Annotated in this window: 20 protein-coding genes; 8 read left to right on the top strand and 12 right to left on the bottom strand. The window is 61.9% G+C overall.

Features of this window, described 5'->3' with window-relative positions; genetic code table 11:
- The coding region (gene tolA, locus CBB63_RS08705) for a cell envelope integrity protein TolA (RefSeq protein WP_286698860.1) at positions 1-992 on the top strand (992 nt) is incomplete at its 5' end.
- On the opposite strand, the gene CBB63_RS08700 is transcribed toward tolA, so the two are convergent.
- Positions 969-1253 (bottom strand): hypothetical protein, encoded by a 285-nt coding sequence (locus CBB63_RS08700; RefSeq protein ID WP_286698859.1) that lies wholly within the window; start codon positions 1251-1253, stop codon positions 969-971. The genes tolA and CBB63_RS08700 overlap by 24 nt on opposite strands.
- Here CBB63_RS08700 and CBB63_RS08695 point away from each other — a divergent pair.
- Positions 1224-2771 (top strand): MHYT domain-containing protein, encoded by a 1548-nt coding sequence (locus CBB63_RS08695; protein WP_286698858.1) that lies wholly within the window; start codon positions 1224-1226, stop codon positions 2769-2771. The genes CBB63_RS08700 and CBB63_RS08695 overlap by 30 nt on opposite strands.
- Positions 2772-2847: 76 nt before the next feature.
- Here the strand turns inward: CBB63_RS08695 and CBB63_RS08690 are convergent, their stop codons facing one another.
- From CBB63_RS08690 to CBB63_RS08680, 3 genes are read right to left on the bottom strand one after another with little or no spacing between them, the layout of a single operon-like run.
- A complete protein-coding gene (locus tag CBB63_RS08690) occupies positions 2848-3639 on the bottom strand; it encodes an iron chelate uptake ABC transporter family permease subunit (protein ID WP_286698857.1) in 792 nt (263 codons plus the stop codon).
- Positions 3632-4450, bottom strand: coding sequence for a metal ABC transporter ATP-binding protein (locus CBB63_RS08685; protein ID WP_286698856.1), 819 nt, complete (start codon positions 4448-4450; stop codon positions 3632-3634). Before CBB63_RS08685 ends, CBB63_RS08690 begins: the two co-directional genes overlap by 8 nt.
- Positions 4447-4929 (bottom strand): Fur family transcriptional regulator, encoded by a 483-nt coding sequence (locus tag CBB63_RS08680; protein WP_005852777.1) that lies wholly within the window; start codon positions 4927-4929, stop codon positions 4447-4449. Before CBB63_RS08680 ends, CBB63_RS08685 begins: the two co-directional genes overlap by 4 nt.
- Before the next feature lie 88 nt (positions 4930-5017).
- On the opposite strand from CBB63_RS08680, the gene CBB63_RS08675 reads away from it, so the two are divergent.
- Positions 5018-6001, top strand: a complete 984-nt coding sequence (locus tag CBB63_RS08675) for a zinc ABC transporter substrate-binding protein (RefSeq protein ID WP_286698855.1) — start codon at positions 5018-5020, stop codon at positions 5999-6001.
- Between the two features lie 15 nt (positions 6002-6016).
- Here CBB63_RS08675 and CBB63_RS08670 read toward each other — a convergent pair whose 3' ends face one another.
- From CBB63_RS08670 to CBB63_RS08660, 3 genes are all read right to left on the bottom strand, one after another.
- On the bottom strand, positions 6017-7069 hold the full coding sequence (locus tag CBB63_RS08670; RefSeq protein ID WP_286698854.1) for a permease: 1053 nt from the start codon (positions 7067-7069) through the stop codon (positions 6017-6019).
- Positions 7066-7380: an ArsR/SmtB family transcription factor gene (locus CBB63_RS08665; protein ID WP_286698853.1), complete on the bottom strand. Its 315-nt coding sequence runs from the start codon at positions 7378-7380 to the stop codon at positions 7066-7068. Before CBB63_RS08665 ends, CBB63_RS08670 begins: the two co-directional genes overlap by 4 nt.
- Positions 7381-7518: 138 nt before the next feature.
- Complete coding sequence (locus tag CBB63_RS08660) at positions 7519-9549, bottom strand: PhoX family protein (protein ID WP_286698852.1); 2031 nt, start codon at positions 9547-9549, stop codon at positions 7519-7521.
- 367 nt (positions 9550-9916) lie between these two features.
- Here CBB63_RS08660 and CBB63_RS08655 point away from each other — a divergent pair, with 367 nt between their 5' ends.
- The 5 genes from CBB63_RS08655 to CBB63_RS08635 all read left to right on the top strand — a co-directional run bounded on the left by CBB63_RS08655 (position 9917) and on the right by CBB63_RS08635 (position 13391).
- Positions 9917-10576 (top strand): ATP-dependent Clp protease proteolytic subunit, encoded by a 660-nt coding sequence (locus tag CBB63_RS08655; protein ID WP_009826714.1) that lies wholly within the window; start codon positions 9917-9919, stop codon positions 10574-10576.
- A gap of 134 nt (positions 10577-10710) precedes the next feature.
- On the top strand, positions 10711-11976 hold the full coding sequence (gene clpX / locus CBB63_RS08650; RefSeq protein WP_286698851.1) for an ATP-dependent Clp protease ATP-binding subunit ClpX: 1266 nt from the start codon (positions 10711-10713) through the stop codon (positions 11974-11976).
- A gap of 144 nt (positions 11977-12120) precedes the next feature.
- Positions 12121-12480, top strand: coding sequence for a RidA family protein (locus CBB63_RS08645; RefSeq protein WP_286698850.1), 360 nt, complete (start codon positions 12121-12123; stop codon positions 12478-12480).
- 83 nt (positions 12481-12563) lie between these two features.
- The gene (locus tag CBB63_RS08640) at positions 12564-12947 is read left to right on the top strand and encodes an NADH:ubiquinone oxidoreductase subunit NDUFA12 (RefSeq protein WP_005852787.1); all 384 of its coding nucleotides are present in this window, start codon (positions 12564-12566) and stop codon (positions 12945-12947) included.
- Between the two features lie 90 nt (positions 12948-13037).
- Positions 13038-13391, top strand: coding sequence for a DUF2155 domain-containing protein (locus CBB63_RS08635; RefSeq protein ID WP_037954682.1), 354 nt, complete (start codon positions 13038-13040; stop codon positions 13389-13391).
- Here CBB63_RS08635 and aat read toward each other — a convergent pair.
- From aat to CBB63_RS08610, 5 genes are all read right to left on the bottom strand, one after another.
- A complete protein-coding gene (gene aat / locus CBB63_RS08630; RefSeq protein WP_286698849.1) occupies positions 13355-13990 on the bottom strand; it encodes a leucyl/phenylalanyl-tRNA--protein transferase in 636 nt (211 codons plus the stop codon). The two genes, CBB63_RS08635 and aat, sit on opposite strands and share 37 nt — an antisense overlap.
- Entirely contained in the window at positions 13983-15335 is a 1353-nt protein-coding gene (gene accC / locus CBB63_RS08625) for an acetyl-CoA carboxylase biotin carboxylase subunit (protein WP_286698848.1), read from the bottom strand. Before accC ends, aat begins: the two co-directional genes overlap by 8 nt.
- 10 nt (positions 15336-15345) lie before the next feature.
- Entirely contained in the window at positions 15346-15852 is a 507-nt protein-coding gene (gene accB / locus CBB63_RS08620; RefSeq protein ID WP_286698847.1) for an acetyl-CoA carboxylase biotin carboxyl carrier protein, read from the bottom strand.
- A 249-nt stretch (positions 15853-16101) separates the two neighbouring features.
- Positions 16102-16857: an ABC transporter ATP-binding protein gene (locus tag CBB63_RS08615; protein ID WP_286698846.1), complete on the bottom strand. Its 756-nt coding sequence runs from the start codon at positions 16855-16857 to the stop codon at positions 16102-16104.
- A gap of 60 nt (positions 16858-16917) precedes the next feature.
- Complete coding sequence (locus tag CBB63_RS08610; RefSeq protein ID WP_286698845.1) at positions 16918-17682, bottom strand: ABC transporter ATP-binding protein; 765 nt, start codon at positions 17680-17682, stop codon at positions 16918-16920.
- Positions 17683-17692 lie beyond the last annotated feature (10 nt).

The following is a 17692-nucleotide window of genomic DNA, read 5'->3' as shown; positions in this document are numbered from 1 at the left end:
TGGCGGCTGACGCTGAAATCTGCATGATGCTGTCGGACACGCTGGAAACGGTCGGCATTCCGCGCGGCGACTATCTGGTACGGGTGAACAACCGCAAGGTGCTCAACGGGGTGCTGGAGGCAATGGGCCTCGCCGAGGCGGACCCCAAACGGGACGACGTGCTGCGCACCATCGATAAGTTCGACAAGGTCGGCGAGACCGGCGTGCGGGCGCTGTTGGGCGAAGGCCGTCTGGATGCCTCTGGCGCCTATATCGACGGCGTCGGCCTTGCGCCCGAGCAGGCCGAGCCGGTTACCCCGCCGGAGCAGGCGCAGCCCGTGACCCCGCCCGATGTGGCAGCGGTGACGCCTGCGGCCCCCGCAGCACCCGCCGCCTTGGCACCTACACCGCTGGCCGTGCCCCCCTCCGAGAGCGCGCAAGTCGCACCGCCGCCCGAAACCCTGCAGGCGCAAGACCCCGATAGCGACGCCCCCGTCCTGTCGCGCCGCCCCATGCGCAAGAACCCTGAAACCGCTGCCAAAATCGCCCAGGCCCGCGCCAAGCAAGAGCAGGCAGAGCGTGAACGGCGCGCGGCAGAGCAGCAAGCCGCCAAGAAGAAAGCAACGCAGCAAGCCGCCGCACGTGGCAATGCGCAGCGCAATGCGACCAAAGGGTCTTCGTCGGGTCAAAGCGCATCGGCCAAATCCACGAGCACCGGCAAACGCCAAGCCGCGGCATCGGCGCAAGGCAATGCCGCCGCCAGCAACTACCCCGGTCAGGTCATGCGCCGCATCTCGCGGGCGGGCAAGCCGCGGGTCCGGACCACGGGCACCGCGACGATCTCTTTTGCCATCGCCAGCAATGGCGGGTTGGCTTCTGTGTCAGTCGCACGGGGGTCCGGCTCTGCCGCGCTGGACCGGGCGGCGGTATCGGTGATCCGCAAGGCCGCCCCTTTCCCGCGCCCCCCCGCTGGCGCGCGGCGGCAGTATTCAATCAAGATCAAAGGGCAATAGGCGGGCGTTCAGCCCCCTGCGCTTTGCTTGAAGTGCAGCCGTCGCGGCGGCATCAGCCCTTATATACTGGCCGTTTCCGCCGGATTGGCACCCTGCAAGCTGTTGTTTCCCATGGTAAAAAAAGACCGGAAATTTTTCTTGGTTACCACCAGTATAACGTAAACACGCCTCAAATCTGCCGTTTTCTCCGCCGATTAACTGTCCGGTAATCAACAGGTAGAGTGCGCCGACATGTTCAAAGTAGCCCATACGATCCATCATGATCACGACCTTGGTCTCGTGCTTCTGGCCGGGCTGCTTTGCGCCTTTGGCTGCTGGGTGGTGTCGCGTTTGTATCAGCACGCCTTGGGGCGCCCGCGCAGGCAGGCGCTGATCTGGTACTTCCTCACGGCGATCACGGCGGGCGTTGCGGTCTGGTGTACGCATTTTATCGCAATCCTCGCGTATCAGCCTTCGGCACCGGTAACCTTTAACCTACAACTGACCTTTGTCTCGCTGTTGATCGCGATTACAGGGTCGACCGTGGGCATCATGGTGGCGGGCATGTTCCGGTCGCTCGCGAGCACGATCATCGGCGGTACGATCTTTGGCGTTGCGGTATCGGCGATGCATTACACCGGCATGGTGGCCTACCGCGTTGAAGGCGTGGTGACATGGGACCGTGGCTACCTCATCGGGTCTGTTATTCTGGCGGTGGTCCTGTCGACTGCCGCGCTTTATCTGGGCAGCCGCAGCGCACGGTGGAGCGGGCTGCAAATGACGGGCGTCCTGACGCTGGCCATCATCGGGCTGCATTTCACCGGCATGGCAGCGTTCAGCGTGGACTGCATCGGGCTGAAACCCGGCTATACCAACCCTGAAGAATACAAGCTGCTGGCACTGGTGATCGCAGGCACGGCGACGACAATCACCCTGGGCGGTCTGTTCACCTATTTCATCGAAAACCGGACCCGCATGGAAAGCATCGAAGAGCTGCGCAAGGCCCGCGACGCTGCCGAAGGGGCGAGCCGCGCGAAATCCGAATTCATGAGCGTCCTCAGCCACGAATTGCGCACGCCGTTGACGATTGTGATCGGCTATGCGGGCTTCCTGACCAAGCTCAAGACCACGACCACGGCCAAACTGTCGCCAGGTGAGCCGATCACCGAAAAACACTATAATATCATCGGGGATCAGGCAGAGCTTTATGGCCAGCGCGTCAAATTCGCGGGCAACCACCTGCTGACGATCATCAACGATATTCTCGACTATACCAGCATCGAGCTGAACGACATCAAACTGGCCAAGACGACATTCCCCACACGGGCGCTGCTGGCGCAGGTCGAGGACCAGTTTCAGGGCATGGCGCAGGGCAAGGATGTGACCCTGCATATCCCCGACGGCAGCCTTGACGTGATCGCCGACCGTGGCCGCTGCTTGCAGATCCTGATCAATCTGGTGGGCAATGCGCTCAAGTTTTCCAAGGGCAAGGATATCTTCCTGCGGGCCGAAGTGGACGGCGGCGGCTTCCGCTTCGAGGTCGAAGACAATGGTGTCGGGATGGAGCAGAAGGATCTGGAATCGATCTTCCAGGCCTTTACCCAGATCGAAAGCGCCGACAACCGGTCAGAAGGCGGTACAGGGCTCGGGCTGGCGATCTGCAAGAAGCTGGCGCTGGCGCATGGGGGCGATATCTCGGTCTCCAGCACGGTGGGCAAGGGCACCAAATTCTCGGTCTTCTTCCCGCATAGTCTGGTGAGCACCGGGCGTCCGTCGCAATCCCTTGCGGCAGCCGCCTGACCGAATAGGGCCACCCCCGAAACAGCAAGGGCCGCAGCGTGATGCTGCGGCCCTTGCTGTATGTGCAGATCAGCGCCTAGCGTTTCAGCAACGGGGCCACGCCAGACGACAGCACGAACAGCACCGCCGCGACGCTGACGATGCTGGGCCCCGTCGGCGTGTCGAGCGTGAAGGACGCGGCCAGCCCGCCCAAGGCGGCGATTATCCCGATGATGCAGGCCGTCATGGCCATGACTTCGGGCGTGCGGGCAAAGGGGCGGGCGGCGGCGGCGGGGATGATCAGCATCGCCGCGATCAGCAGCGCGCCAACCACCTTGATGGCAACCGCGACCGTCACTGCCAGCGCCAGCGTCAAAATCAGCTGTTCACGGCGCGGATTGACCCCGCTGGCGGTCGCCAGATCGGGGTTCAGCGTGGACGACAGCAATGCCTGCCAGCGCCAGACCAGCAGCGCGATCGACAGGACGGCCCCGCTCCAGATGATCGCAAGATCGGTCTTGGTCACGGCCAGGATCTCTCCGAACAGATAGGCGCTGAGGTCGACACGCTGGTTCGGCAGCAGCGACACCGCCACAAGACCGATGGCCAAGGCCCCGTGGGCCAGCACCCCCAGCAGCGTATCCGTGCCCAGGCTGCGCCCGTTCAGCGCCGTCACAATCAGCGCCATCGACAGGGCCACCAACAGCACCCCCGCGAAAATCGGCAGCTCGAACGCCAAGGCCAGCGCGACCCCCAGCAACGCCGCGTGCGAGGTCGCATCCCCGAAATAGGCCATGCGCCGCCAGACGACGAAACAGCCCAAAGGCGCGGCCGCAAAGGCCACACCGATACCGGCAAGCCCGGCACGTATCAAAAAGTCATCAAGCATCTTGGTCCCCGTGGGCGTGGTTGCAGCCGGCACCATGGGTATGGCCCTGCGCATGGTCGTGGGTGTGGTCGTGGTCGTGCATGTGGCTATGATCATGTGCATGATCATGCGAATGCGAATGTTCGTGCCGGTAAAGCGCCAGCGCCCCTTGGGTGCCAGTGCCGAACAACGCGCGGTATTCCGGCGCATCGGCGACGATCTCGGGGGTGCCTTCGCAGCAGACATGACCGTTCAGGCACAGCACCCGATCCGAAGCCGCCATCACCACATGCAGATCATGGCTGACCATCAAGACGGCGCAGCCCATGTCGCGGCGGACCTCTTCGATCTGACGGTAAAACGCGGCAGAACCGGGTTGATCCAGCCCCTGCGTCGCCTCGTCGAGGATCAGGATATGGGGTTTGTTCAGCAGGGCGCGTGCCAGCAACACGCGCTGGAACTGGCCGCCCGACAGGTCGGTCATCTGCTTTTTCGCCAGATCCGTGACTCCCGCCTGTAGCAGCGCCTGCGCGATGGTCTCGCGGGGCTGGCGGCGGGGCAGGTTCAAAAAGCCATGCACCGTCAACGGCAGCGTCGCGTCGATCTGCAGCTTCTGCGGGACATAGCCGATACGCAGATCCGCAGCACGGGTGATCGTGCCCGACGCGGGTTTCAGCGCGCCGATCAACGCCCGCAGCAAGCTCGACTTGCCCGACCCGTTGGGGCCGACGATGGTCACGATCTCGCCCGGCTCGACAGCGATATCAACGTCGCGCAGCACCGTTTGCCCGCCAATGCGCAGTGTCAGGTTCTGGGTGGCGATCAGGCTCATGCGGTGGCTCCGTCCTGACAGGAAGGGCAGAGGCCCTGCGCCTCGATCACCGTGCGTTCAATCTGGAACCCCGCCGCGCGGGCCGCATCGCCCAAACGCCCTTGGGTCAACGTCGTGTCGCTTTCAGCGACCGATTGGCAACTGCGGCAGATCAGGAAGGCCGGCGTGTGATCGGCACCGACGTGGCTGCAGGCGATATAGGCGTTCAACGCCTCGATCCGGTGGGCAAGCCCCGCTTTCACCAGAAAGTCCAGCGCGCGATAGGCCACGGGCGGCTGCGCCCCAAGCCCTTCGGCAGAGAGATGCCCCAGAATATCATAGGCCCCCAAGGCGCGGTGTTCGGCCAGCAGCAGTTCCAGCACGCGGCGACGTATCGGTGTCAGCCGAAGGTCCGAGGCCGCGCAACGCGCCTCTGCGGCGGCCATCGCGTCGTCGACGCACGCCCCGTGATCATGTGTTTCAAATCCAATGGTCGACATATTTCGCCTCCGTAGCAGGGTTCGGTGTTGATATGTTATAACGTGTGATCTATCAAGGTTATAGTATAACATTAATAGGAGCCCGCCAATGCGCCGCCTGCTTTGCACAACCCTTCTTTTCTCTGCCGGTCTGGCCCATGCAGAGGTGCCCCGTGTCGCCACCGATATCGCGCCGGTACATTCGTTGGTTTCTATGGTCATGCAGGGTGCAGGCAGCCCCGATCTGATCATCCCGCCCGGCGCGTCGCCCCACAGCTATGCCATGCGCCCCAGCGAGGCGCGCGCTGTGGCCAAGGCCGATCTGGTGGTCTGGGTCGGTCCGTCGCTGGCTCCGTGGCTTGAAGAGCCGATGAGCAGTCTGGCGCAGGGGGCCGAACGTCTGACCTTGCAAGACGTAGAGGGTATCCGCCTGCTGACCAACCGCAGCGGCGTTGCGTTCGAAGCCCATGTTCATGGGGATCATGAAGGTCACGATGACCACGACGGTCATGATGATCACGACCATGACGCACATGAAGAGACAGACGCTCACGCCGGACATAATCATGCACCCGGCGCGCTGGACCCGCATATCTGGCTAGATCCGCAGAACGCAGTCGTCTGGCTGGATGCCATCGCTGCAAGCTTGTCCGCGCAAGACCCTGAAAACGCAGCGCTTTACACGGACAACGCTGCGCAGGCCCAAGCGCAGCTGGTAGATCTTCAAGCCGGTATCCAGGCCGAGCTGACGCCGCTTCGGGGGCAGAAGTTTGTCGTCTTCCACGACGCCTATCACTATTTCGAAGCCCGCTTTGATGTCGAGGCAAGTGCTGCGATCTCTCTTAGCGATGGGGCCGCCCCCAGTGCCGCGCGTCTGGCCGAGGTGCGCGATGTGGTGAAGGACACGCAGGCCGCCTGCGTCTTTACCGAGCCCCAGTTCAACGCCGGTCTGATTGAGGCACTCCAAGACGGCACGGCGCTGAAATCCGCCTCGCTTGATCCGATTGGCGCCGCGCTTGAGCCGGGGGTGGACATGTACCCCGCTTTGCTGCGCGATCTGGCCGCAGCCTTTACCAGCTGTCTGGCAAAGTAAGCCCCGCTTCGGGCGTCAAAGCGACGCCCAAAGTTGAAACAGCAGCCCCGAGGCAAATGACCCTGTCAGTGCGATCCCGATATACAGCGCGAAGACAGGGCGTTTGACCAAGGCCCAGACGGCGATGGCCGCGGGCAGGGAGGTCACCCCGCCCGCGACCAGAAACGACAGACCCGCACCGGGGGCCATGCCCTGTCCGATCAGCCCGCCCACCAGCGGCAGCGCGGCATAGCCGTTCAGATAGGCCGGCACCCCCACCAAGGTCGCGATCCCGATCGGGGCCAGCCCGCTGCCGCCAAGGGCGCGGGTCACCAGCTCTGCGGGAATCCACGCGAGCATGAGGCTTTCAAGCAGGAACGCCAGCGTCAGCCATTTGGTCAGGAAGATCGTGGTCTTGGCGGCCTCGCGCAGGAATTTGGCGGATCGCGTCTTGTCGTGCCAGAAGGCCCAAACCACGGGGTGCGATGCGCGCACCTTCGACGCGCCACAGCCGCCATTGCCCACGCCGTCGCGCAGCGGGTCGGTCAAGCCACCCGCGCGGGACAGCAGATGCACTATGATCCCGCCAAACACCCCGAGCCCGACGGCCGCGATGGTCTTGGCCACCGCGAACTCCACCCCCAGAACGCCGGTGGTCAGCACGAACATCGACGGGTCCATGACGGGCGAGGCCAGCCAGAAGGCCATGACGGCAGACAGGGGCACCCCCATCGCCAGCAGCGCCGCGATCAAGGGGATCACCCCGCATGAACAGAAGGGCGAGACCCCGCCGGCCAGTGCTGCAATGGCAATCATCATGGCGGGTGATCCGGTAAAAGCGCGTGCGATCAGCCCGTCGGCCCCCGTGGCACCGGCGTAGGCGGCAACCGCGATGGACAGGATCAGGAAGGGCGCGACATCCAGTAGGTTGGTCGCGGTAAATTGCACGCTGGTCACGGCAAGCGGCAGATCGAGGGCTGCGACAGCGGCCAGCACCGCGATACCGACCAGCCACACGCGTTCTTGGGTCCAGATGTGATGGGCCAGCGACCTGAGCGGGCTGCGCGCGGGGTGGGGCAGGTCGGTCATGCGGCGGTCTCCTTCTTGAGCGAAACGCCGGTACAGCATTCCGAGGTGAGAAACGAAAGCGTCGCCCGCATCACGTTGAAATCGACGCGGTTTACGATGTTGCGCCCGTCGCGGCGCTGGATGATCAGCCCCGCATCGACCAATGCCCCAAGGTGATGGGCAAGGGTGGAGGGGGCCGCATTGAGATGGGCACCGATCTCTCCGACGGTCAGCGCGTCATCACCGGCGCGGACAAGCAGGCGAAAGATCGCGAGGCGGGTATCATGGCCAAGGGCGGCGAGGGCGCGGGCAGTTGTTTGATGTTCTGTCATAGCACCAAATAAAACTATAAAACTAGTTTTGTAAAGATGATTCACATTTACCGGAGCGACAAAGAAATTGCGCCCAAGGGGGGGAACCCTTGGGCGCAGAGATTTTGAAATGAATTTGGTTGGAATAGGGTCGGGGCGTCAGACGGCGATCTTGCCGCCGCCCTGTTTGGTGACCACAACCACCGCAGGGCGCGGGGGCATCTTGGGATCGAAATCGGGCCAGCGGGTGGCGGGATCTTCAAAGGTGCTTTCACGCTCGAACCCGGGGATGTTCTTGGTCCCGTCCGTGCCGGGGTGCTGCACGGCGACAAACAGCGTCTCGCCGTCGTCGGTAAAGTAGGGGCCGCACATCTCTCCGCCGACGGGGCAGCGGAAGAACAGCTTGGACGTGCCGCGTGCCTCGCCTTCGGTTTCCACGGCATAAAGCCCGTCAGATTTGCCCGTCTTGGCCCAGTTGCTGCCCTGATCCGTGCTGACCCACAGGCGGCCATCGGCGTCGATAGCGCAGTTGTCGGGGCTGCCGAACCACCCGTTTTCGGAGGTTTCGGGGTTCCATTGTGCGCCCACGTCCGACACCGACGGATCGCCGCATTTCACAAGGATCGACCAGCGCCCCTGCGTTGCCGCGTGGTTGCCGCCGTCTTCCTTGATCTCGATGATGTGGCCAAAGCTGCTGTCGGCACGCGGGTTGGCGGCGTTCACCTCATCCTCTGTGCGTTTTGTGTTGTTTGTCAGCATGATATAGGCCGTGCCGTCGCCACGGGGCTGCGCGTCTTCGGGGCGGTCCATCGGGGTCGCGCCCAGCAGATCGGCCGCGATCCGCGTGTCGATCATCACGTCGCCTTGGTCATTGAAGCCGTTTTCAGCCGTCAGCGGGCCTGTGCCGTGGGTCAGCGGCAGCCAGGTCACCGTGCCATCTTCGTCAAAGCGCGCGACATAAAGCGTGCCGTCGCTCAGCAGTTTGGCGTTGGCCGCCCGGTCGTCCGAGACCTTGCCCCCCGAGACGTATTTATACTGGTAATCAAAGCGGTTGTCGTCGCCCATATAGATCACCAGACGCCCGTCACTACTGACCGTGGTTTCCGCACCTTCGTGGCGGAAGCGGCCCAAAGCGGTGTGTTTGACGGGGGTAGAGGTCGGGTCCATCGGGTCCACCTCGACCACCCAGCCGAATTTATTGGGGGCGAGGGGTTCTTTATCGATGTTGAAACGGTCGTATTGCGCGCCCCAGGCGTACCACATGCCCGGCACGCCATAGCGTTTGTAGGACGCGGCTTCGGGGTGGTCATTGGCGATCACGGGTTTGCCGTCCGCGTCCAGCTGGTCGCTCCAGAAATAGCCGTGGAAGTTCTCCTCGGCCATGAGCCACGTCCCCCAAGGGGTCAGCCCCCCCGCGCAGTTGTTCAGCGTGCCGATCACATTCACCCCGTCGGGGTCGTCGTTGGTCTTCATCCGCGCATGGCCCGCGGCGGGGCCGTCGATGGTCATCGCGGTGTCCAGCGGGGTGATGCGGCGGTTCATCTTGCCGTCGCGCACCACCTGCCAGACCCCGGCGTCGTCCTTGGCGATCTCGACCACCGAACCACCGTGGGCGGCCATTTCAATGTCGATCAGCGCGGGCGTCATGCCGGAAAATTGCGCGCGGTCCTGACGGCCAAGCCCGGAGAACATCACCTCTTCGTTGGTGTATTCGTGGTTCACACAAAGCAACCCGCGGCTGCCCTCATCATTCAGCGGGACAAAGCCCACGTAGTCATTGTTATAGCCGAACTGCTTGAGCTGCGCCGCCGCGGTCTGGTTCATCACGTCGAATTCGGGCGCGTCGGCGGTGATCGGATCACCCCACCGCAGCAGCACATTGGCGTCATAGCCATCGGCCACATGATGGGTCTCGTCATTGCCCCATGCCAGTTCGTCAAAGACATAGCGGCTGTCGGCGGTGGCGGCACTTGCTTGACGCGGCGCGACCATCGCCGAGGTGCCGAACAATGCGGTTGTCGCCGTGACCCCCAGCATGCCGCGCAAGATGTCGCGGCGTCCGTAGCGCGCGTTGATCACATCGCCGATGGTGCGCTGCAGATTGGGGTTGGTGGGGATGTCGTCGAAGGCTTCAAAGGCTTCGGCCTTGTTGCCGATTTCGGGATCATCGAGGATTTGGCGACGTGTCATGGCTATTCCTTTATTGTGTCGGGCAGTGCCTCTGGCATTGCGTTTGGCGAGGTGACTCGCGGTTGCGCCTTATGTCGTCGCGATGTGCTACAAACGTGTTCCGCTTTGATGACAGTTCTGTGACAGGTCGCGCGGCGGTGGGCTGTGTTGCGCGCCACCCTAGCGCAGGAACGGGCAGGATGTGGGCGAAAATCGGCTGCCGGTATCCGCGGCACAGATCAGCGGGGCAGGGCGGTGGCGCAGGGCCAAATCCAAAGCCAATGGGATGATCGGTCCTGCCCCCCTTGAACCCCCTAGGTGGCGCGATTAATCTTAAGCCAAGGTTTCGCGGGTATGGTCCGGCGAACGGCAATATCAGGCAGGCTTTATGAACGATCCACATGATACATATATGAACACGCTGGTCCCTATGGTGGTTGAACAAACCAGCCGGGGCGAACGTGCGTACGACATCTTCTCGCGTCTGCTGAAAGAGCGGATCATTTTCCTTAACGGGCCTGTGCATGACGGCATGTCGTCGCTGATCGTGGCGCAGCTTCTGCACCTCGAGGCAGAGAACCCCTCCAAGGAAATTTCCATGTATATCAACAGCCCCGGCGGCGTTGTGACCTCTGGCCTGTCGATCTACGACACGATGCAGTACATCAAACCGAAGGTGTCCACGCTGGTCATCGGGCAGGCGGCATCCATGGGGTCGCTGTTGCTGCAAGCGGGCGAAAAGGGCATGCGATTCTCGCTGCCCAACAGCCGCGTTATGGTCCACCAGCCCTCCGGCGGGTATCAGGGTCAGGCGACGGACATCATGATTCACGCGCAGGAAACGCAAAAGCTGAAAACGCGCCTGAACGAGATCTATGTCAAACACACCGGCCAGCCGCTGGAAAAAGTCGAAGCAGCGCTTGAGCGTGACAACTTCATGTCGCCCGAAGAAGCCAAAGACTGGGGCCTGATCGACGAGATCGTCGAGAACCGCGGCAAGATGGATGATCCTGATGCGCCAAAAGATGGCGACAAAAAAGGCAAGTAAATAAGGCGTGCGTGGCCCGTTATTTTGCGATTGTGGACCACGCACCGCTGGCCTAAGCTGGCACCGAGCAAAAAAATATATAGATGGCTGCCCTATGGCGGACANGATCAAACGACAGACCTGAAAGGGTTGAAATGGCTAATACTTCGAGCGGCGACAGCAAGAACACACTTTATTGCAGCTTTTGTGGCAAAAGTCAGCATGAGGTGCGCAAGCTGATTGCAGGTCCGACTGTCTTCATTTGTGACGAATGTGTCGAACTTTGCATGGATATCATCCGCGAGGAAACCAAAGCCTCGGGGCTGAAAGCCACCGATGGTGTGCCGACCCCGAAAGTCATCTGTGATGTTCTGGACGATTACGTGATCGGGCAGGCGATGGCCAAACGGGTGCTGTCGGTTGCCGTGCACAACCACTATAAACGTCTGAACCACGCCCAGAAGGGTGGGGACATCGANCTGGCGAAATCCAACATCCTGCTGATCGGNCCCACCGGTTGCGGTAAGACGCTGCTGGCGCAAACGCTGGCGCGTATTCTGGATGTGCCCTTTACCATGGCCGATGCGACGACACTGACCGAAGCGGGCTATGTCGGGGAAGATGTTGAAAACATTATCCTCAAGCTGTTGCAGGCGTCCGAATACAATGTCGAGCGTGCACAGCGCGGCATCGTTTACATCGACGAAGTTGATAAAATCACGCGCAAATCCGAAAACCCCAGCATCACCCGTGATGTGAGCGGTGAAGGCGTGCAGCAAGCCTTGCTGAAACTGATGGAAGGCACCGTGGCCTCTGTCCCTCCACAGGGCGGGCGCAAGCATCCGCAGCAGGAATTCCTGCAGGTGGATACCACGAACATCCTGTTCATCTGCGGCGGTGCTTTCGCCGGTCTGGACCGGATCATTGCCGCGCGCGGTAAAGGGTCGGCCATGGGCTTTGGTGCCGATGTGCGTGATCAGGATGCCCGCGGCATTGGCGAGATTTTCACCGACCTCGAACCGGAAGATCTGCTGAAGTTCGGCCTNATCCCTGAATTCGTGGGCCGTCTGCCGGTTCTGGCGACGCTCGAGGATCTGGACGAGGACGCGCTGGTCACCATCCTGACCGAACCGAAAAACGCATTGGTCAAACAGTACCAGCGCTTGTTCGAGATCGAGGATACGCAGCTGACCTTTACCGATGACGCGCTGTTGGCGATCGCGAAACGCGCCATCGAACGCAAAACCGGTGCCCGTGGTCTGCGCTCCATCCTCGAAGATATCTTGCTGAACACGATGTTCGATCTGCCCGGCATGGACAGCGTCACCGAGGTGGTCGTGAACGAAGAGGCGGTGACCTCTGACGCGGCACCGCTGATGATCCACGCCGACGCCGAGAAAGAGCCTGCAACCGCCGGCTAGGCATCGCCTGCATGTTATCTGATCAAGGCGCGCCAGCGATGGTTCGCCTTTTTCGTATCTGGCAGGGGGCCGCCGCTTTGTCGCTTGACCTTAGCAAGGGCAGGCGCTTTGACAGGGGCAGGCATGACAGACAAGAGGCGCATCATGACAAGACGTATTTTTTCCGGCGGTGAGTTCGAAGCCAAGATCGGCTACTGCCGCGCCGTTGTGGCGGGGGGNNTTGTCCATGTGGCGGGCACCGTGGGGCAGGGCGATACCGTGGCCGACCAGTGCCGCGCCGCCCTTGCGACCATCGAAGGCGCCCTGCGCGAGGCAGGCTGCACCATGGCGGATGTGGTGCGCGTGAACTATTATCTGCCCGACCGCGCAGAGTTCGAACCCTGCTGGCCGATCCTGTCCGAGGTCTTTGGCGACGCACCACCCGCCGCGACAATGATCGAATGCGGGCTGATCGACGACAAATACCGCATCGAAATCGAAGTCACCGCCTGCCTACCCGGCTGAAAACCGCGGCTATGTGCCCCGAAGCCCGCTAGACCTTTGCGCGGCCTTGGTGCATATATCCATCAAAGCTTCAGGAGACCTCTATGGGCATTCTCAACTCTCTTTTGCGCGGCGTGACGTGGTGGAACGGCCAGACGCTGAACACGCAGCTGTTCACATGGCGCAAGGGCATCAAGGTCGGCGAAGACGCCGAGGGCAATGTGTACTACCGCAACGCGGACAGCAGCAAACGCTGGGTGATCTTCAACGGCGAGATCGAGGCGACGCGCGTCAACGCGGATTGGCACGGCTGGCTGCACCATTCGTGGGATGAAACCCCCGAAGCGCGTCCGCTGGCGCATAAAACCTGGGAAAAGCCCCACCAAGAGAACCTGACCGGCACCGCCCTGGCCTATGCGCCCGCAGGGTCGATCCGCCGTGAAAAGCCTGCGGACCGCGGTGACTACGAGGCGTGGCAGCCCGAATAAACGCCACACGCGCGCCCCGTGATCGGGCGCGCGCTGCTGCGCTGCCCGGCTCTGCTGGCGACGCCCTTTGACGTTCAAGGAACCCATGTGATGCGCAAGATATTGATGATGCTCGCCATAATGGCCGCACCGGTGCAGGCACAGCAGGTCGCCAGCGCTGAAGGCGGTATTTTGCGCGCGCTCGACAAGGTATCGGGTGTGTCGCGTGACGTTGAAATGCGCCGTGGCGAAACCGCGCGCGTGGGCAATCTGAATGTGACGATGAACGAATGTCGCTATCCGTCGGGCAACCCTGCGGGCGATGCCTATGCCGAGCTTGAGATCGTCGAGACGGGCGACGAGAACCGGCTTTTTGCAGGCTGGATGATCGCCTCTGCCCCCGCGTTGTCGGCGCTGGAGCATCCGCGCTATGACATCTGGGTCATCCGCTGCACTACGTCCTGAGGGCTGGCCGCAGCGGGCGCTGTGAAGTCTGCGGTTTTCATCAACGCCATCTCTAGCCGTGCGTGATAGGCCGCGCGGGTGATCTCTTGCGCGCCAAGGGACGCCAGATGCGGGGTCAGGAACTGCGTGTCAAACAGGGTGAACCCGCCGCGGTTCAGCCGGTCTACCAGACAGGCCAGCGCGATCTTGGACGCGTTGTCGCGCCTTGAGAACATGCTTTCTCCAAAGAACGCACGCCCCAGCGTGACGCCATAGACCCCGCCCACCAGCATGTCATCCTCCCAGACCTCAAGGGCGTGGGCATGACCAAGCGTATGTAGCTGGGCGTAAAGGCTGAAAATCTCGGCGTTGATCCAAGTGTCGGCGCGGTCAGCGCAGCCGGCGACAACGTCGTTGAACGCGGTGTTGGTGGTGATGGTAAATCGCGTGCGCCGCATCGCGCGCGCCAGTGACCGCGAGATATGGAACCCGTCGAGGGGAAAGACACCCCGACGCCGCGGATCGACCCAGAAAATCTCTGGGTCGTCGCGGTGTTCGGCCATGGGGAAAATCCCGATGGAATAGCCGTGTAATAACAGCTCGGGCGTGAGGTCAGGCATTGCCCAGGTTGGTTTCAAGCCAATGCTCTAGCCAGTGGATGTTATACTCCCCTGTCAGCACGTCCTGTTCGTCCAGCAGCGCATGAAACAGCGGCACCGTGGTGTCGACCCCATCCACGATCAACTCGCCCAAGGCGCGACGCAGACGCGCCAGCGCTTCGGGGCGGTCGCGCCCGTGGACGATGAGCTTGCCGATCAGGCTGTCGTAATAGGGTGGGATTTTATAGCCGTCATACAGCGCGCTATCCATCCGCACACCAAGCCCACCTGGGGCGTGATACTGCGTGATCTTGCCCGGGCAGGGCGAGAAGTTCGGCAGTTTCTCGGCGTTGATCCGGACCTCGATCGCGTGGCCGTTGATCTGCAGGTCTTCTTGGGTAAAGGACATATCCATACCAGCAGCAACACGGATTTGTTCCCGCACCAGATCGACCCCGAAGATGCCTTCGGTCACAGGGTGTTCCACCTGCAAACGCGTGTTCATCTCGATGAAATAGAATTCGCCGTTTTCATAGAGGAATTCGATGGTGCCGGCACCGATGTAGTTGATGTTGGCCATCGCATCGGCACAGACCTTACCGATCCGCGCGCGTTCTTCGGCGGTGATCGACGGGCCGGGGGCCTCTTCGAAAACCTTCTGGTGACGGCGTTGCAGCGAACAGTCACGNTCGCCCAGGTGGACAGCACGGCCCTTGCCGTCGCCAAAGACCTGAATCTCGATGTGGCGGGGCGTGGTCAGGTACTTCTCGATATAGACTTCGTCGTTGCCGAAGTTCGATTTACCCTCGGCGCGGGCGGTCATGAAGGCACGTTCCATTTCAGCGGCGNNNNGNGCCACNTTCATNCCNNNGCCNCCNCCACCGGCGGTCGCCTTGATGATCACCGGATAGCCGATTTCCTCGCCGATACGCTTGGCGTCGGCCAATGTGGGCACGCCGCCGTCAGAACCGGGAACGCAAGGCACGCCAAGCTCTTTCATGGTGTCTTTGGCGGTGATCTTGTCGCCCATGATGCGGATGTGTTCCGCTGTGGGGCCGATGAAGGTCAGGTCGTGGTCTTCGACGATCTGCACAAAGCCCGCGTTTTCCGACAAGAAACCGTATCCGGGGTGGATCGCTTCGGCNCCGGTGATCTCGCAGGCGGCGATGATCGACGGGATCGACAGATAGGATTGCTGCGAAGAGGGCGGGCCGATGCAGACAGATTCGTCTGCCATGCGCACATGCATCGCATCGCTGTCAGCCGTCGAATGGACGGCGACAGACCCGATGCCCATCTCGCGGGCCGCACGGATCACGCGNAACGCGATCTCGCCGCGGTTTGCGACTAGGATTTTTTTGAACATGGGTTTCGCCTTATTCCAGGATCACCAAAGGCGCGCCGAATTCAACGGCGGCGCCGTCTTCTACCAGGATCCGCTTGACCGTGCCGGAGCGTGGCGCNGGAATGTGGTTCATGGTTTTCATCGCTTCGACGATCAACAGCGTGTCGCCTTCGGAAACGCTTGTCCCGACAGAGATAAACGCGGGCGCGCCGGGTTCGGCTTGCATATAGACAGTGCCCACCATCGGAGAGACGACTGCGCCGGGGTGATCCGCCGGGTCGCTNNTGTCTGCGGCAGGGGCNGCTGCCGCTGCCGGTGCAGAGGCCGCGGGGGCNGGNGCTGCATANTGTGCAGGGNCCGACTGCGCCTGTTGNGGCGCGACGATTTGTTGTGGGGGTTTACGGCTGACGCGCACATTCAGGCTGTCATCCTCGGCGTAATCCCGCTTGACCTGCAATTCGGTCAGATCGTTTTCATTCAGCAACTCGGCGAGCGCCTGGATAAAAGCCACATCGGCGTCATGGGTGTTTTTTGTCATATTTTCCTCAGCCAGTCTAAGTCGATCGGGCGCTGCCTGTGCCCTTGAATTGCTGCCTTATAGGGCATGGGCGCAGCCATGAAAAGCAAGCAGTTGCCTAACGTAAGCTTGGCCGCGCAAAGCGCGGGATCGGGCAGCGGATCGGGGCGAGGGATATGGGGGATGTGACAGGGGGACGCGGGCGCGGGAAAATGCCGGTGTGAAACATATGTTTCGTCTNGTTTTCCCGCGCGCGTCGAGGCTTGGCCGTCAGATTGCCAGATATTCGGCNCGCAGTTCGGCGTTGTTCAGCACCTCTTCGGCGGTGCCGTCAAACACCACGCCGCCGGTATCAAGGATCACCGCACGATCCGCGAGTTTAAGCGCACGCACCGCGTTTTGTTCGACNAGAATGGTGGTGATGCCTTGGGATTTGATCAGCGACAGGGTCTTTTCGATCTCGTCCACNATGACGGGGGCAAGCCCTTCATAGGGTTCATCCAGCAGCAGCACCTTGATGTCACGGGCCAGCGCGCGGGCAATCGCCAGCATCTGTTGCTCGCCGCCCGANAGGGTCACGCCCTCTTGCTTNCGGCGTTCCTTGAGGCGGGGGAANAANTCGTAGATGCGGTCAAGCGACCAGCCGATGGGCGGGGCGATCTGCGCCAGTTGCAGNTTTTCCTCGACCGTGAGACCCGCGATGATGCGGCGGTCTTCGGGGACCAGCGCCAGACCGTTGGCGGCGGCCTCGTGGCTGGCCATCTTGTGCAGCGGCTGGTGGTCNAGCCAGACNTCGCCNTTGCGCANNTCGGGGTCNCCNATCTGCGCGATGGCCCGCAGGGTAGAGGTTTTNCCCGCCCCGTTGCGGCCCAGAAGCGCCAGGATNTCGCCTTCATGCACGTTAAAGCTGACGCCCTGCACNATGTAGCTTTCGCCGTAATAGGCGTGGATGTCCCAGACCGAAAGATAGGCGGGGGCGGTAGCGGCGTGGTTGGCGCTGTTCGAGAAATCGGGTTTCGTGTTCATAGTCTTGTCCTTGCAAAGCCTCTGGTGCGGGGCGACGCGGAAGGGGGGAGCCCCCCCGCGTCAGGCGGCGTCCTGGGATTCGCCCAAATACGCCTCGCGCACCTTGGGGTGGCCTTTGATGTTGTCNGGGGTGTCTTCGACCAGCGGGGTGCCTTGNGCCAACACGGTGATCCGTTCCGCCAGCGAGAACACCACATGCATGTCGTGTTCNATGATGGCGATGGTGATGTCGCGTTCGTCCTTGATCTGTTTCAGCAGGTCGATGGTATTGTTGGTATCGGCCCGCGCCATGCCCGCTGTGGGTTCATCCAGCAGCAGCAGGCGCGGNTCTTGCGACAGGCACATCGCGATTTCCAACCGACGTTTGTCGCCGCGCGACATAGAGGCCGCGTNCATATGNCGNTTGTCGGCGAGCTTCATCTCGACCANCATCTCCTCGGCTTTTTCGATCACGTCACGCTGGCTCGACATGGCGGTGAGCGCGTTCATCTGGAACGCCCCGTCACGTTTGGCAAAACAGGGGATCATCATGTTCTCCTGCACGCTGAGATCACCAAAGATCTCGGGCGTCTGGAANACGCGGGAAATCCCCATCTGGTTGATCTCGTAGGGTTTGCGCCCCAGCACCGACTGCCCGTCGAACATGACCGATCCGGTATCGGGGATCAGNTTGCCCACCAGACAGTTCAGCAGCGTGGATTTGCCCGCCCCGTTCGGCCCGATGATCGCATGGACCGAGTTTTCCGCGACGCTGAGGTTCACGTCGCTCAGCGCTTGCANCCCGCCGAAACGTTTGCCGACATTTTTGACTTCGAGAATGGCCATCTGTTCAGCT

This window comes from Sulfitobacter sp. TMED3 (genome assembly GCF_002167505.1).
Taxonomy (GTDB): domain Bacteria; phylum Pseudomonadota; class Alphaproteobacteria; order Rhodobacterales; family Rhodobacteraceae; genus Sulfitobacter; species Sulfitobacter pontiacus.
Note: the sequence above shows the minus strand (reverse complement) of the source record. Positions and strands in the feature narration are given on the sequence as shown.

Coding starts and splice junctions, on each gene's coding strand:
- CBB63_RS08695 (WP_286698858.1), top strand. CDS start 1,224: ATGTTCAAAGTAGCCCATACGATCCATCATGATCACGACCTTGGTCTC.
- CBB63_RS08700 (WP_286698859.1), bottom strand. CDS start 1,253: ATGATGGATCGTATGGGCTACTTTGAACATGTCGGCGCACTCTACCTG.
- CBB63_RS08690 (WP_286698857.1), bottom strand. CDS start 3,639: ATGCTTGATGACTTTTTGATACGTGCCGGGCTTGCCGGTATCGGTGTG.
- CBB63_RS08685 (WP_286698856.1), bottom strand. CDS start 4,450: ATGAGCCTGATCGCCACCCAGAACCTGACACTGCGCATTGGCGGGCAA.
- CBB63_RS08680 (WP_005852777.1), bottom strand. CDS start 4,929: ATGTCGACCATTGGATTTGAAACACATGATCACGGGGCGTGCGTCGAC.
- CBB63_RS08675 (WP_286698855.1), top strand. CDS start 5,018: ATGCGCCGCCTGCTTTGCACAACCCTTCTTTTCTCTGCCGGTCTGGCC.
- CBB63_RS08670 (WP_286698854.1), bottom strand. CDS start 7,069: ATGACCGACCTGCCCCACCCCGCGCGCAGCCCGCTCAGGTCGCTGGCC.
- CBB63_RS08665 (WP_286698853.1), bottom strand. CDS start 7,380: ATGACAGAACATCAAACAACTGCCCGCGCCCTCGCCGCCCTTGGCCAT.
- CBB63_RS08660 (WP_286698852.1), bottom strand. CDS start 9,549: ATGACACGTCGCCAAATCCTCGATGATCCCGAAATCGGCAACAAGGCC.
- CBB63_RS08655 (WP_009826714.1), top strand. CDS start 9,917: ATGAACGATCCACATGATACATATATGAACACGCTGGTCCCTATGGTG.
- CBB63_RS08640 (WP_005852787.1), top strand. CDS start 12,564: ATGGGCATTCTCAACTCTCTTTTGCGCGGCGTGACGTGGTGGAACGGC.
- CBB63_RS08635 (WP_037954682.1), top strand. CDS start 13,038: ATGCGCAAGATATTGATGATGCTCGCCATAATGGCCGCACCGGTGCAG.
- aat (WP_286698849.1), bottom strand. CDS start 13,990: ATGCCTGACCTCACGCCCGAGCTGTTATTACACGGCTATTCCATCGGG.